Consider the following 14,777-nt stretch of genomic DNA (forward strand, 5'->3'; position numbering starts at 1 on the left):
AGACCACTCGCTGACGCGTCGTTCGCCAGGTCCGTGCCCGGTCACCCTTAACCCGTGATCAACACCGCCGGCTCATCGGTGCCAGGCTGCCCACAGCGTGGCATATGCGCCGCCTGCGGCGATGAGGTCCGCGGGCGTTCCGAGCTCCACGATCCGGCCGTGGGCCATGACGGCGATGCGGTCGCAGGTCTGGGCCTGGGTGAGCCGGTGCGCCACCACGATCGCGGTGCGGTCCTGCAGGAGGGCGGCGCTGGCCAGGTCGAGCTGTCGGGCACCCGCGCTGCCGGCCTCGGCGCTCGCCTCGTCGAGGATGACCACCGGCGGGTCGACCAGGGCGATCCGGGCCAGGGCGAGCTGTTGCGCCTGGCTCGCGGTCAGCTTGTGCTCGCCGTCGCCGACCCGGGTGGCCAGGCCGTCGGGCAGCGCGGCCACCCACTCGTCGGCGCCGGCCAGTTTCAGCGCGGCGTGCAGGTCCTGGTCGGTCGCGTCCGGCACAGCCAGGCGCAGGTCGTCGGCGAGGGTGCCCGCGAACACGTGCACCTCCTGGGTGACGACGCCGACGACGCGGCGCAGCTCGTCCGGCGCGAGGTCCTGGATCGGCCGGCCGCCGAGAAGCACCTCGCCGCCGGTGGCCGGGAAGACCCCGCCCAGGATGGCCGCGAGGGTGGTCTTGCCGGCGCCGCTCTCGCCGACGACCGCCAACGACTGCCCGGCGGGGATCTCGACCGACACGTCGTGCAGCACCGTCGGGCCGCCCGGGTAGTGGTGCCGGACCGCGGTCGCGACCACGCTGGTGGACGGTCGGGTCCCGGACCGGTCGCCGCCGCGGCGGGCGGGCGGTTCGAGGTCGGCCACGCCGACCAGGCGGGCCAGCGCGGCGCCGGCCGACTGGACGTCGTTGAACGTGACCAGCAGCATGCCGAGCGGGCCGAACAGGCGATGGAACAGCAGGGCCGCGGCGGTCACCTCGCCGACCGTGCTGGCGTCGGCGCGGACCAGCAGGAAACCGGCCAGCAGCACGGCGGTCAGGCCGATCGCCTCGGCGTAGTTCATCACGTTGGCGAACCACAGGAACCCGCGAACCGCCTTGAGCCGCGCGTCGACCGCACCGCGGGACGCCTGCTCGACGCGGGCGCCCTGGCGGTCCTCCATCCCGTACGCGTGAACTGTGCGCGCACCGTGGAAAGTGGACAGCAGGCTCTGGGTGCGCACCGCGACCGCGCGTCGTTCGGCGGCGTAGCGGACCTCGGCCTGTGGCAGGAAGCGGCGCAGGGCGACCGCGTACACGGGGAAGACGACCAGGAAGGCCACCGCGATCCGCCAGTCGAGGGTGGCGAACCCGGCGAACGTGATGGCCACGGTGACAATCGCGCCGAAGACGTCGGCGGCGAGCTGCGTGGCGTCGGTGACCTGCTCCACGTCGTCGGTGACCCGCGATGCGACGTCGCCGGAGCCGGCCGCCTCGAGCCGGGCCGCGTCCATCCGCAACGCGTGGTCGAGCACCTCTTCGCGGAGGTCGGCGCAGGCGCGTACGCCCCATTCGGCGACCAGCCACCGGGCGGTGCCGGTGAGCACGGCGGCCGACAGGCCGGCGACCAGGGTCCAGGCGGCGATGCCCAGCAGGTCACGGGTGCTGCCGCGGTCGGCGACCAGGTCGACGAGCCGGCCGAGCAGGATCGGCACCATGACGGCCGACCCGCTCGCCGCAGCCGACACGAGCACGGAGACCAGGCCCAGCAACGGATAGCGGCGCAGCTTGCGGCCGAACGCGGCGGCGGTGGCGCGGCCGCTGGCGACCGGCAGGAGGGCGGCGGTCATCGGAGCACCACGTCCGCGTACGCGGGAAGGTCCAGAAGATCTCGATGGCGTCCCGTGCCGGCGACCCGGCCGCCGTCGACGAACACCACGCGGTCGCACCGGTCGAGCAGCGGCGCGCTGGTGGTGACCAGCACGGTCGTCTGGCCGGCCCGGTGCTCGCGCAGCCCTTCCGCGATCGCGTGCTCGGTCACCGCGTCGACCGCGGTCGTCGGGTCGCGGAAGACGGTCACGGGCCGGTCCGCGAGCAGCGCCCGGGCGACCGCGACCCGCTGCCGTTGGCCACCGGACAGGTTGGAGCCGTGGTCGAGCAGCGCATGGTCGAGCTCCTGGCCCAGGTCGGTCATGGCGGCCGCCGTCATCGCCCTGGTCATCGCGGCGTCGTCCACCTGGCGGTCGTCGGTCCGCAGCGCCTCGCGCAGGGTGTCGCCGAACAGGTCGACCGCGTGCGGCTCGACCAGCATGGCCCGGCGCAGGTCCGCGATGTCGAGCTCTTCCAGCGCCGTGCCGGCCAACGTGACTCTCCCCCGCTCTGGCGTCCGGGCGCCGGCGAGCAGGTCGGTGACGGCGTCGGCGGCCGCTATCTCCGCGGTGACGACGCCGACGAGCGCGCCGGGCTCGATCTTGAGGGTGAGGCCGTCGAGGCCCGGCGTGTGCACGTCGTCGAGCACCACCGGGCCGGTCGCCGCGAACGCCTGGCCAGCGGCGGCCCGCTCGGGCGCGTTGAGCACCTCGGCGACGCGGGCCGCGCTGGCCCGCGAGGTGGCCAGCTGGAAGACGCAGTGGGCGAGGGTCAGCACCGGGTCGGTGAGGAACGCGGCCAGCCCGACAATGGTGATCAGCTCACCGATCGAGATCCGGCCGCGCAGCGCGAACCAGCCGGCCAGCGCGGCCACCACGGCGATCAGCAGACCGGTGGTGAAGGTGGAGACGCTGACGAACGCCGAGCCGGCCTTGATCGCGCCGATGTTGGCCCGCAACGAGGTGCGGCTCGCGGCGCGGTAGCGGCGCGCGGCCTCCTCGACGCCGCCGAACCCACGCAGCGGCCGCAACCCGGTGAGCAGGTCCGACGCGGTCCCGGCGGCCTGGCCGAGCGACTCCTGCTGGGCGAAGGTGCGCCGCTCGACCACGGGGCCGAGCGCGTTGAGGGCCAGCACCAGGATCGGGATGCCGACCACCAACCCGATGCCCAACGACCAGTCGATCCGCAGCAGGACGACGATCGACACCACGAGCCCGAGCGAAGCGGCCGCGACCCGGCTGCCGATCTCCAGCAGCTCGGCGGCGTTCTGGGTGTCGGAGGTCGCGATCGACAACAGCTCGCCGTTCTGCCGGTCGGTGCTGATCCCGCGTCCGGTGACAACGCGTCGGACGACCTGCATGCGCAGGAGGTGTGCCTCTTCGAGCTCGGCCCGCGAGATGAACCAGAGCCCGGTGCGCCAGCCCATGGTGAGCGCGGTGAACAACGCGAAGACGCCGAGGACCGACCAGACCATCGCCCACGTCGAGCCGGTGCCGACCGCCTGGTCGATGACCAGACCGATGGCCACGGGTACGAGCGCCTCACACACCTGGTGCAACGACCAGAAACCAGCAGTCAGCGCGACCCCGCGGCGCTGGCGCCGGAACATCTCACCAATCAGCCGGCGGGTCGGGTCTGCCTCTGCCATTCCACCCCACCTACGACAAGTTAGGAGAGGCTAACTGGCCGCCGGGGGCAAGAGTCAAGCCGAATTCAGGTCGATGCGGACCGTCACGGGGTCGGTGTCCGACATCCTCGACGTGGCGACACAGAGCCGGCGCGCCAGACCGCTCCGCCCGATCTTCCGGCTGCGGTCGTCCGGCTCGTCGTCCAGCACGACGCGAGCCAGGCCCGTGCGCCAGCGCCCGCGACTCACCTTGACCCGGACGCGCGGATCGGCTTCCAGGTCACGCACCCACTCGGCGTCCCGGCCACGTTGGGAGACCAACCAGAACACGGTGCCGTCGCGGCCGTCGCACACGGCCGTCCGCCGTGGTTTGCCCGAGTGCCGGCCCGTCGTCTCCAGCAGCGCGTCGCCCGGGATCGGCAGCCGCAGCGCCCACGCCAGCCGGACGAGCGGGTTGACGACGCGGCGCTGGATGCCCATGTGCCTGGTTACCCGCTTGTTCGTGCGTAACCACCCGCTGACGGGGGTATTGCGGAGGAGTCAGCAGTCGAGGAGAGGAAACACACATGCTCGCCACCGCAGTTCGGCGTTGGGCCGTCGTGGCGGTCGCTCTGCCGTTGGCCGCCGCCGGGATTCGCAAGGTCAGTCAGGTCGTCGAGGCCCGTCGTGGCTCCAGCGGTCTGACCAGGAGCATGCGGCAGGTCGCCGACCTGCTCGGCAGCGGGCGGAGGCGTCGCCGCCGCTTCTTTTGACCCCAGACGTCCTGATCACAGGGCGGTCCTGTCCACCGTTCAGTCGACCCCGAGTGGCGGACCGCACCTATCCCACTCGTCCGCACGTCCCGGCACTGAGGGATCATGTGGCGGTGAGCTTCGATCTGGTAGTGCTGGCAGCAGGGACCGCGGCGACGTTGGACGATGTGCGGGCAATGGCGGATCGCTCCGTCGGCCGGCCCCGGGTGGAGGGCGACCCCGACCCGCGGATCGCGGAGTTCTACGACGACCTGCGGGCCGGATTCAGCGACGATCCGGCGTACGACGGTGACTCGCCCTGGGTGACCACACCGCTCGTCGTCGGCGTCGACCACGTCGCGATGTCGATCGTCCACTCCCCCGTCGGCGACGACGCCGTGGACCTCGTGCTCCAGCTCGCCGAGAAGCACGGCCTCGTCGTCTACGACCCGCAGGGTGACGAGGCGACCGGCCTGCACGGCGACTACGCCGACGCGGTGGGCTGAGCTCAGACCTTCGCCACGACCTTCTCGACCACCTCGACCATCTTGTCCTGCGGCACGATCTTCGGAGCGACGAACAGGACCAGGCGCAGATCGGCTTCGTACGGTAGCGTGACCGCCACGATCCGGAACGAGTCCGAGACGTAGCCGACACCCGCCTCGCCGACGTCGTCGACCGGGGTGGTCTTGACGCCACTGGCCGCGGCGATGTTGTCGATCGTCGACCGGGCGGCGTCGGCCTTGTCCGGGCGGGTCGAGACCGTCAACGCGAACGGCTCCTGGCCGTCCTTCCCGTACGCGCAGGTGTAGGCGATCTCGCCGTCCGACTTGTCGACCGGGAGTTCGCGCGCCTTCAGCTTCGTCGCGGACGACGAGCCGAGCACCTTCACCACCGCACTGGCCGGCAGGATCTTGCACGCGGAGCTGATCTTCTCCAGTCGGGCCGGGGCGGTCGCCTCGGGTGGTGTGGCCGACGGCGGCGGCGAGACCCAGGTGGTCTCCGAACCATTGCCCCCGCAACCGGCGAGTGCCGCCACCGCCACGCTTGCCACCAACAGACTCCGAACAACCCCGTTTGCCCCGAACAATGGACGACCTTCCGGTACGGGCGCCGGGCGTACCCCGGTCGCTCCGTAGGTCAAGCGCTCGGCGCCCCGCCCACGTCACCTGCCGTGGATGAACTTCGGATGACCGATCGCCCCGGCTCGGCCGCCCGGCGGTCCCGCTGTGAGATCGTTCGCGGCGGGAGGTGCGGATGCTTCTCGTCGTGCTGCTCGGCCTGTCGGCCGCCGTCCTCCTCTCGGTCGCGGCGGCGCTGCAGCAACACGCGGCCCAGCGGGTGGCCAGCGCGAAGCCGGGCACGCGCGGGCCGCTGCCGCTGCTCGGTGTGGCCCACCGGCTGCTGCGGTCGCCGATGTGGCTGTCCGGCCAGGTGGCCGGTGCGCTCGGCGCCGGCGTGCAGGGTGCCGCGCTGCACCTCGGCTCGGTCGCGCTCGTGCAGCCGCTGCTGGCCACCCAACTGCTCTTCGCGTTGCCGTTGGGCGCACGGCGCACCCGGCGCCGGCCGCGCGTCGGCGACTGGCTGGCCGCGGCCGCCATCGTCGGTGCGCTCACGCTGTTCCTGTCGGTCCGCGGCGCGGTGCCGGCGGGCGGCCACTCCGACCCGGGTCGCGTGCTGCTCGCGGTGGCCCTGACGGCGGCCCTGGCCGCCCTGCTCGTCACCGTGGCGGCGGCCTGGAAGCCCGGCTACGCGACCCTGCTCGCCATCGGTGGCGCGCTCTGCTCGGCGCTCGCCGCCGTGCTGCTCAAGGTGACCTCGGAGAGCGTCGCCGAACGCGGCGTGCTGACGACGATCCAACACTGGCCGGTGTACGCCCTGGTCGGTGCGGTCATCGGCGCCCTGGTGCTGGGCCAGCAGGCGTTCGCGTCCGGCTCGCTGGCCGCCGCCGTGACCGCGGGCTCGGTGACGAACCCGGTGGCCAGCTACCTGCTCGGCGTCCTGGCCTTCCACGCCACGCTGCCGCACGGCGCCGGCCCGCGAGCCGCCCTGGTCGGCGCGGCTGTGCTGCTGGTCGCCGGCGCCTGGGTGCTGAGCCGATCGCCGTTGACCGGCGCGCCGACGGCCTCAGGCGGCGAGCTCGACGTCGGGCCGCGTCGGCCGGAGGGTGGCCAGCATGGGCAGGTCCTTGCTGATCACGCCGGTCACGCCGACCCGCCGGGCGTGCGCCAGCGCGGCCGGCGAGTCCACCGGCCACGCCAGCACGGTGTCGGTGGCCCGGCGCAGCTCCTCGACGACGGGCGCGGTCAGCAGCCGCAGCCGGATCGACACCCCGTCCACCCGGCCGCGGCGCAGTCGGGCGCGCAGGCGGGCCAACTGCAACGGGTCGCTGGCGGACAGGATCCGGCGCACGTGCGGCTCGCCGGCGAACGCGTCGAGCATCGCCCACTGCTTGGTGCACACCGCCACCGGTACGCCCGGCGCGTACCCCCGCAACGCCTCGGCGACCAGCGGCGCGACCGCGAGTGACGGGCCCTTGAGGTCGAGCATCAACCGCGGGTCGCCGGCGGCGGCGGCCAGCACCTCCGGCAGCGTCGGCACGACCAGGTCGCGCCGCCGGTGCACCTCGAGCCATTTCTCCCAGTAGAGGTGCGGGCCGATGGCCTTGCGGTGCCGCACCTCCAGCGCGCCGCGGTAGAGGTGCACGTCGGCCTCCACGAGGTCGACGCCGGCGGCGAGCGCGGCGCGCAGGTCAGGCAGCGTGTTGCCGGCCCGGTGTGCGACGGAAAGCAGGCTCATGAGCGGCAGGGTAACGGTCGACGAATGCCCAAACACCGATGCCTGGGCGACCGGCGGTTGAGCACCCGGCAAACTGCGCGCTGCTCAGCGCCGGTCGGCGGACTATCGAGGGTCCGCGCGCCGGGTACGGCGCCGCCAGGGAGGTGGACGATGGCCGATGGATGGCTGGTGCTCAGCCACGGCATCATCCCCTACTGGTGCGAGTCCGCCGCGCGGCCGGCGGTCGACGCGGCGGAGCGGTGGCTGGCCGAGGTGCTGAGTGCGCTGCGCCAACGGCTGCTGGTCGCCTGAACGAGCGGCCTGGGCAGATGTGAGACGGATTCTCCGGATCCTCACTTTTTGCGCCCTGGTTCCGGCAATATCGGCGATACGGGCACCCGCGAGCCGCATGTCCGGCTCGGGACCGGAGTGACTCGAGCAGCTGATTACGGGGGATCAGGATGAAGAAACGAGCGCGGCTGGGTGCCGTGGCAGTCATGAGCGCGATGGGCCTGCTGGCGCAGGTTCCCGCGTTCGCCCGGGTGCAGTCGGATGTGACCGGCTACGGCACGGACATGTGCGCGAGCACCGACGCGGCTGCGGACGACTGGGCCGAGCCCTACGACGGCGAGGTCTACCTCGACCCCGCACCGACCGATGTGCCGTTGCCGCCGCTGGCCGCCGCGCCGCACGGTGTCGCGCCGCACGGTGTCGCGCCGAGCCCGGACCCGTCAGCACCGGCGGCGGTGGCCCAGCCGACCGCCACACCCGCGCCGGCGGGCACCGGCGAACTCGCCGCGCCGCAGGTCGCACCCTCCCCGGGGCCGACGGACCTGCCTACGGCCGCGCCGCAGGTCACTCCGGCGCCGGCGGTGTCCGGGGTGACGGTCGACCCGCCGGCTGTCGCCGGACCCACGCCGAGCGTCGAGCCGTCGGCGCCCGGCCTGGCCACGGTGCCGTCGACGGTCCCGCCGTCGCAGCCGCCCGCGGTCGACCCGGGACCCACCGCCACCCCCGACCCGCTGGCCGACCCGAGCGCCGGCCCCACCACGCCGGCGGACCCCACCACGCCGGCGGACCCCACCACGCTGGCCGACCCCACCATGCTGGCCGACCCCACCACGCTGGCTGATCCCTCGCTGGCTGACCCCTCGCTGGTCGATCCCCTCGCGCCCGTCGACCCGAACGCGCTCGTCGCGCCGACGGCAACCGCCGACCCGAGCACGCTGCCGGGTCTGACGGTGGAGCCGGAGGCCACCGGAACCCAGGAGCCCCACACGCTGCCGGGCGGGACCGGTGGCGGCGCGGCCGAGCCGGGTGTGCCGCTCGACCCGACGCCGACCCTCACCCCGGACCCGCTGGCCGCGGCGACGCCGGAAGCGACCGACGTGCCCGGCCCGGTGACCGACGGCTCCGAACCGACGCCGACCCCGAGCGCGGCGCCCGCCGTCGCCGCCCCTGACGCCGCGACCGGGCTGGCGCCGGCCGCGCCGGACGCCGCCCTGGCCGAGCCGTCGGCCGCGCCCTCCGGGGTGCTGCCCGGCGTCACCCCGAGCACCGCGCCGTTCGACCCGTACGCCCTGGCGGAGCCGGCCGACCCGTCCACGGTGACCGGAGAGGCCGCACCGCAGCCCGGTTTCAGCGGCACCGCCGAGGACTGGTCCGGGTTGCCGCAGGACGACGCGTGGAGCCACGACGGGTCGGTGCACAACGGCGAGAGCACCACCTGGGTCGACGAGGTCCCGCCCGCCGCCGACTCCTGCGCGCCCACCGAGGAGGCGCCCGCCGCCGACCCGTACAGCGACGGCTACGACGACGGGTACGATGCCGGTTACGAGGCCGCGCTGGCCGAGCACGGGCTGCTGGACGAGCAGTGGTCGGAGGAGCCGGAGCAGCACGAGGACCCGGCTCCGGAGCAGCACTACTACGAGGAGCCGGCGCCGCAGCACAGTGAGCCGCAGTGGCAGGAGCCCCAGCGGTCCTACCAGGACGTGCCGGACGCCCCGGCTCCGCAGCGCGAGCCGGTCGCGGTCGACCCGGTCCCGCCGGCGCCGGTCGACCCGGAGCCGGTCGTCCAGGAGCCGGTCGTCCAGGAGCCGGTCGTCCAGGAGCCCATCGCTCGGGAGCCGGTCGTCCAGGAGCCCATCGCCCAGGAACCGGCGGCGCAGGAGCCGGTCACGCAGGAGCCGGCCCGGGTCGACGCCGGCCCGTGGGGTCCGGGAGCCGCGGGCATCACCGTGGCGAAGCCGACCACCGAAGACCCTGGCACCGGTCCCGCGACCACGAGCTGGATGCCCGGCGACGCGGGAGCGGAGACCAAGGACGCCAAGCCGGCGAAGAAGACGTCCAAGACCACCAAGGCGGCCAAGGCCAAGACGGCGAAGCCGAAGACGGCGGGCTAGTCCCGTCCACCCGCCGCCCGCAGCCACGTCCGGCGCTGCGGGCGGCGCGGTGCGTCCGGGGTCAGGACGCGGTCACCGCCACCTTGAGCCAGCCGGGACTGCGCCGGTCGAACTCGCGGTAGCCGGTCAGCACGTCGGTCAGCGGCTCGTGCTGGGTCAGCATCCGCTCGGTGTCGACCGCTCCCTGCTCCACCATGGACAGGAGTCGAGGGATGTAGCGGGGATGGTTCCCGTTGCCCATATTGATCTTCAGGTTCCGGTTCATCGCAGTGCCGAGCGGGAAGAACCGGTCGGTCCGCGGGTACACGCCGACGATGCCGAGGGTGCCGGCCTTGGCGAGGCTCTCCACCGCCCACTCGACCGCCTGCGCCGGCGCGTCCCCCGGCTCCCACTGGCCGTCGTGCGCGTTGGTGACCGGCGCGATGGTGCGCACCTCGTCGCGATGCTCGGCGTCGTGCGAGCGCGCGTCGGCCGCGGCGGGACCGGACCGCGCACTCTCCGCGTCGACCCCGACGGCGTCGATCGCCCGGTCCGGACCCGTGCCGAGCGTCAGCTCCAGCAGTGCCTCGATGGGATCCTCGCGGTCGAAGTCGACGATCTCGGCGCCGAGGGCGCGGGCGCGTTCCAGCCGGTCCGGGTGGTGGTCGACGGCGATCACCCGGCTCGCGCCGCGCTGGAAGGCCGACAGGATCGCGAACTGGCCCACCGGTCCGCAGCCGAAGACGGCCACCACGTCGCCGTCCGAGACGTTGGCGATCACCGCTCCGAAGTAGCCGGTCGGGTAGATGTCGGACAGCGCGATCGCCTGGTCGTCGGAGACCGCGTCCGGCAGCGTGAACATGTTGGTGTGCGCGCACGGCACGCGTACGTACTCCGCCTGGGTCCCGTCGAACGACCCGGTCGAGGCGGGCGAGCCGTAGGACGCGGTCCCGGAACGCCGGCAGGCTGGGTTGATCTCGTCGCACTGGGCGAAGTAGCCGGCCCGGCAGTAGACGCAGGACCCGCAGCCGAGCACGGCGGAGAGCAGCACGCGCTCGCCGGCCACGTGGTTGCGGACACCCTGGCCGACCTCCTCGACCACACCGACACCTTCGTGCCCGAGGATCGTCCCCGAGCGCATCTCCGGCACCGTGCCGCGGACGAAGTGCAGGTCGGTGCCGCAGATGGCGGCGGTGGTGATCCGTACGACCGCGTCGGTCGAGGTTTCCAGCTTGGGTTCGGCCACGTTGTCCAGGCGGATGTCGCCCACGCCGTGGAACACGACGGCTTTCATCGTCGACCGCCTCTCGATTGGAGAATCGGGGCGGGCCGGCGGCATCACGTCGACGGGCGCGATGCGCTGACCCGTCTCCCCCACCATCGCACGGTCCGCGCGACGCCGTGGCGTTTAGGCGGGAACGGGGATCACGGCATCCACCAGCCGAGGGTGACGCCGTCCGGGTCGTAGCGGCGGCGCACCTGGCCCAGCCGCTCGCGGATGTCGTCCGGCCAGCACGCGGCGACCCGCTCCGGCGTGATCGGCTGCGCCAGCACGTTCGCGTTGTTGACGGCGGAGATCCAGGGCGCGGCTACGCTGTCCCAGCGGGCGGCGGCGGCCGGCACGACGGTGTCGAAGAGCTCCGGCCGCGCGGCGACCAGGGCGACCACGTACTCGGACTCGCGACCGCCGACCGCCGAGCCGCCGGGCACGTCCCGGCTGGTGGCGCCGCCGAGGTGCCGCCACTCGGCGGCGAAGAACGGCGAGTCCGCCGCGTCCGGACCCGCCATCTCCAGGAACGCGGTCGCGAGACCCTGGTCGGCCCGATCGATCATCGTGCCGTGCACGTACGCCGGGATCGGGTCGGTCGGGTCGTTGTGGATCCGCCCCATCTCGGTGGTGGGGATCTCCCCGAGCATGTCCAGGTAGACCGGCGCCGCGGCGCGCAGCGGCGCCACCAGCCGCTCCCCCTCGGCCGGGTCGCCCGGGAAGGCGAACCGCACGCCCAGCAGCTTCCGGCCGCGCATCGGCTCGGGCACCTCCGGCAGCGGCGGGAACGCGACGGCCTGCACGCTGGTGGTGACCCGGTCGTCGGCGCCGTCCGTCCAGTCGACCCACGCCCGCAGCATGCGGTCGATGTCGGGGGTGTCCACGAAGAACGATCCGCCGTAGACGGACGTCAGCTCGACCAGCCTGACCCGCACCTCGATGACCACGCCGAGGCCGAACTTGCCGCCGCGCAGCGCCCAGAACAGGTCCGGGTTGGTGTGCTCGTCGGCCGCCACGACCTCACCCTCGCCGGTGACGACCGTGAACCCGATCACGTAGTCGGAGCTGAAACCGTGACTGCGGGCCAGCGGCCCCATGCCGCCGCCGAGCAGGTAGCCGGCCGCGCCGACGACCGGGGACGAACCGGTGATCGGGGCCAGGCCGTACGCGGCCGCCGCCTCGACCACGGCCTTCCAGCGGACGCCTGCACCGATGGCCGCGGTGGGGGTCTCCGGGTCGACGTGGACGTGGTCGAGGCGGGAGGTGTTGAGCAGCAGGCCGGACGCGATCTCGAGCTCGGCGCCGTGCCCGGTCCCCTGGACGGAGATCCGCATGCCGGCCTCGCGGGCGTACCGCACCGCCGCCACCACGTCGTCGACCGAGGTGGCCGTGGCCACCAGCTCCGGCCGGGGGTCGAAGGCGAGGTTGAAGCCGGCCACCGCAGCGGGGAAACCCTCGTCCCCGGGCTGAAGGACCGGTCCGTTGATCTTGCCGGCCAGGGTGGAAGTCATGGTGCTCGATCCTTTCTGGGTGTGACTCAGTCGGCCCCGGGTGGGCCGAGCAGTCCGATCTCGGTGACGTCGAGCGACGCCTGCAGGTCGCGCATCACGATGTCGTCGATCTCGCGGCGGTCCCGCATCGCGATGACGGCCAGCCGCTCGTGCTCCAGGACGCCCAGCCGCAACCGGCGCTCGAGCCGCTCGGCGCTCGTGAGCTCGGCGCGCCCGTCGCCGCTGCGGGCTTCCTTGACCGCCAACTCGTAGTCGCCCCGCACGCGGTCGATCATGTACGCCGGAGCGGACAGCGACCGCGCGACCGCCGGCAACGCGGCCAGCCCCGCCTCGGCCGCCCGGATCCGGGCGTGCCGGGCCTCGTCGACCCGGGCGCTGTCGCCGGACAGCCCGGCCCACCGCACGACCATCGGCAGGGTCAGCCCCTGCACCAGGATCGTCGTCAGGATCACCACGGAGGTGACGAAGACGATCATGTCCCGATCCGGATAGGGCGTGCCGTCGGAGAGCACTGACGGGACCGCCAGCGCGGCCGCCAGCGAGACCGCTCCCCGGAAGCCGGCCCACCCGTACGCCGTGCGGACCTTCCAGTTGAGCCGGCGGGTGCGCTGGACCGCGCGCCGGTCCAACAGCCGGATGAGCGCCGTCACCAGGTGGATCCAGACGATCCGAGTCACGATCACGATGGCGGCCGCGGCGAACGCGATGCCCACCGCCCGGCCCATCTGGTCGTTCTCGATCCGCCGTGCGGCGGCCGGGATCTGCAGGCCGACCAGCACGAAGAGGCTGCCGTTGACGATGAAGGTCGAGAGGTTCCAGAAGGCGAACGCCTGCACCCGGGAGCGGGCGCGGATGACCCGCGGGCCGGCGTACGAGTGGACCAGCCCGACCACCACGACGGCGACCACCCCGCTGGCGTGGATGGAGTCGCCCACGAAGAACGCCGCGAACGGAGTGAGGATCGACAGGCCGCCCTCGCGCAGCGGATCGTCCATCCGCCGCCGGATCCAGATGAACAAGGCCCCGGTGACCAGGCCGGCGATCACGCCGCCGACCATCGACCAGAGCAGGTCACCGGTGATGGCCAGGAGGGAGGGCGAGGTGCCGTCCACCAACATGCCGACCGCGACCGCGAACAGCACCAGCGCCGTGCCGTCGTTGATCAGGCTCTCCGCACGCAGGGTGGTCAGGTTGCGGCGGGGCATCTTCTTGGCCAGACCGGCGACCGCGGCGGCGTCCGTGGGCGCCAGCACAGCCCCCAGGATCCAGGCGGCGGCCGAGGCGACCCCGATGGCCTGCAACGAGTACGACAAGGCGACCATGGTCGCGATGACCAGCCCGATCGCGGACAGCAGGATCACCCGGATGTTGGCGCGGATCTCCCGCAGGCTGGTGTTGAGGCTCTCCCAGTAGAGGATGCCCGGCAGGAAGATCACCAGGACCGCTTCGGCGGGCAGCCGGACGTCGGAGAGCCGCGGGATGAACGCCAGCAGGCCGCCGATCACGAGCAGCAGGACGGGCGGCGCGACGCTGTAGCGACGTCCGATGGTGGTGCCGACGATGACCGTCGCGCTCAGGGCGACGACCACGAGCAGCCCTTCCAGCACCGCTTCACCCCCGTGTTCGCGGCTGGACCACCACCAGCATGCCGCGAACAGCCCCGTGAGCAGGTGTGATCTAGGTCGTGTCCCGTCGGAGGCGTGGATGGACGAGCTTCAGGGAGAGCCAGGCGGTGCCCACGCCGATGATCACGCCGATCAGCGTGTCGACGAGGCGCAGGATGGGCTGCTGCCACGGGTCCACCGGGCTGATCGCGGCCACCACCAGCACCACGGCCGTGGTGATCGCGGCCGTGGTCGCGTCGCCGCGCTGGCCGATCAGCAGCCCGACCGCCGAGGAGACGCCGATCAGCAGCGCGAACGCCCACAGGTGGAACGGCAGGAAGACGAGGTAGACGATGCAGATGACGAAGCTGATCGCGGTGGCGGACATCCGCGTGACCCCGGCCGCGAGGCTCTCCTGGAACGAGGCCCGGTTCACGAAGATCGTCGAGAGCGCCGCCCACATCCCGCCGAGCAGGTCACTGTCGCGGCTGTCGATGTAGACGCGGGTGAACACCTCGCTGGCCAGCCAGAAGGCCAGCAGGCAGGACAGCCCCAGCACGGCGCTCTCGACGAGCGCCACCCGCACCGGTGGCCGCGCCATTTTCGCAGGCTACCGCCGCGAAGCCCTACGAGCTCAGGGTTTCCGAGATCTCGACGTCTACAGTGGTCTGCTCACGCAGGGCCGTGCTGACCGTGCAGTGCTTCTCGTGCACGCGCTCCGCGACCGACCGGAACACCGGCTCGGCCTCCGGGTCGTCCGGCGGCAGCGTGACGTCGTACGTCATGGTGATCGATCCGAGCTTGTTGGGCTTGACCTTCTCCGCGTCGAGCGTCGCGGCGAGCCGGGTCAGCCGGTGCCCGCGCTGGGCGGTCAGCGGCTCGACGGTGACGATGTTGCACCCGCCGAGCGCCGCGAGCAGCAGCTCGACGGGGGTGAAGTCGGAGCCGTCCGACAGCCCGAAGCGGATCTCGGCGCCGCGGCCGTTGCGGGCGACGTAACCGCCGTCGTCGGTGCGCTCGACCTCTACGTGGTAACCCATC

Annotated in this window: 14 protein-coding genes; 5 read left to right on the forward strand and 9 right to left on the reverse strand. The window is 73.0% G+C overall.

The window, feature by feature from the left end:
• Positions 1-72 precede the first annotated feature (72 nt).
• The 3 genes from AB0J88_RS33690 to AB0J88_RS33700 are packed head-to-tail and all read right to left on the reverse strand — an operon-like array spanning position 73 to position 3,944.
• Positions 73-1,818: an ABC transporter ATP-binding protein gene (locus tag AB0J88_RS33690; protein ID WP_364361227.1), complete on the reverse strand. Its 1,746-nt coding sequence runs from the start codon at positions 1,816-1,818 to the stop codon at positions 73-75.
• The gene (locus AB0J88_RS33695; RefSeq protein ID WP_364361229.1) at positions 1,815-3,485 is read right to left on the reverse strand and encodes an ABC transporter ATP-binding protein; all 1,671 of its coding nucleotides are present in this window, start codon (positions 3,483-3,485) and stop codon (positions 1,815-1,817) included. The genes AB0J88_RS33690 and AB0J88_RS33695 overlap by 4 nt, the downstream gene beginning before the upstream one ends.
• 54 nt (positions 3,486-3,539) lie before the next feature.
• Positions 3,540-3,944: a nitroreductase/quinone reductase family protein gene (locus AB0J88_RS33700; protein ID WP_364361231.1), complete on the reverse strand. Its 405-nt coding sequence runs from the start codon at positions 3,942-3,944 to the stop codon at positions 3,540-3,542.
• An 86-nt stretch (positions 3,945-4,030) separates the two neighbouring features.
• Here AB0J88_RS33700 and AB0J88_RS33705 point away from each other — a divergent pair, with 86 nt between their 5' ends.
• Both AB0J88_RS33705 and AB0J88_RS33710 read left to right on the forward strand, forming a co-directional pair.
• Complete coding sequence (locus AB0J88_RS33705) at positions 4,031-4,216, forward strand: hypothetical protein (RefSeq protein WP_364361233.1); 186 nt, start codon at positions 4,031-4,033, stop codon at positions 4,214-4,216.
• Positions 4,217-4,329: 113 nt separating this feature from the next.
• Complete coding sequence (locus AB0J88_RS33710) at positions 4,330-4,701, forward strand: hypothetical protein (RefSeq protein WP_364738116.1); 372 nt, start codon at positions 4,330-4,332, stop codon at positions 4,699-4,701.
• A 2-nt stretch (positions 4,702-4,703) separates the two neighbouring features.
• Here AB0J88_RS33710 and AB0J88_RS33715 read toward each other — a convergent pair whose 3' ends face one another.
• Positions 4,704-5,249 carry a hypothetical protein gene (locus AB0J88_RS33715; protein WP_364361237.1) on the reverse strand — a complete coding sequence of 182 codons (546 nt, stop codon included), beginning with the start codon at positions 5,247-5,249 and terminating at the stop codon, positions 4,704-4,706.
• Between the two features lie 203 nt (positions 5,250-5,452).
• Here AB0J88_RS33715 and AB0J88_RS33720 point away from each other — a divergent pair, with 203 nt between their 5' ends.
• From AB0J88_RS33720 to AB0J88_RS33730, 3 genes are all read left to right on the forward strand, one after another.
• The gene (locus AB0J88_RS33720) at positions 5,453-6,724 is read left to right on the forward strand and encodes a DMT family transporter (RefSeq protein ID WP_364361239.1); all 1,272 of its coding nucleotides are present in this window, start codon (positions 5,453-5,455) and stop codon (positions 6,722-6,724) included.
• A gap of 420 nt (positions 6,725-7,144) precedes the next feature.
• Complete coding sequence (locus AB0J88_RS33725) at positions 7,145-7,285, forward strand: hypothetical protein (RefSeq protein ID WP_364361241.1); 141 nt, start codon at positions 7,145-7,147, stop codon at positions 7,283-7,285.
• A gap of 149 nt (positions 7,286-7,434) precedes the next feature.
• Entirely contained in the window at positions 7,435-9,375 is a 1,941-nt protein-coding gene (locus AB0J88_RS33730; protein ID WP_364361243.1) for a hypothetical protein, read from the forward strand.
• A 61-nt stretch (positions 9,376-9,436) separates the two neighbouring features.
• Here AB0J88_RS33730 and AB0J88_RS33735 read toward each other — a convergent pair whose 3' ends face one another.
• From AB0J88_RS33735 to AB0J88_RS33755, 5 genes are all read right to left on the reverse strand, one after another.
• On the reverse strand, positions 9,437-10,648 hold the full coding sequence (locus tag AB0J88_RS33735; protein ID WP_364361245.1) for an alcohol dehydrogenase catalytic domain-containing protein: 1,212 nt from the start codon (positions 10,646-10,648) through the stop codon (positions 9,437-9,439).
• Positions 10,649-10,779: 131 nt separating this feature from the next.
• Entirely contained in the window at positions 10,780-12,132 is a 1,353-nt protein-coding gene (locus AB0J88_RS33740) for an FAD-dependent oxidoreductase (RefSeq protein ID WP_364361247.1), read from the reverse strand.
• Between the two features lie 26 nt (positions 12,133-12,158).
• On the reverse strand, positions 12,159-13,739 hold the full coding sequence (locus AB0J88_RS33745) for a Na+/H+ antiporter (protein ID WP_364361249.1): 1,581 nt from the start codon (positions 13,737-13,739) through the stop codon (positions 12,159-12,161).
• A 70-nt stretch (positions 13,740-13,809) separates the two neighbouring features.
• Positions 13,810-14,337 (reverse strand): FUSC family protein, encoded by a 528-nt coding sequence (locus AB0J88_RS33750; protein ID WP_364361251.1) that lies wholly within the window; start codon positions 14,335-14,337, stop codon positions 13,810-13,812.
• 25 nt (positions 14,338-14,362) lie between these two features.
• Positions 14,363-14,776, reverse strand: a complete 414-nt coding sequence (locus AB0J88_RS33755) for an OsmC family protein (RefSeq protein WP_364361253.1) — start codon at positions 14,774-14,776, stop codon at positions 14,363-14,365.
• Position 14,777 lies beyond the last annotated feature (1 nt).

This window comes from Asanoa sp. NPDC049475 (assembly GCF_040676915.1).
Lineage (GTDB): Bacteria > Actinomycetota > Actinomycetes > Mycobacteriales > Micromonosporaceae > Asanoa.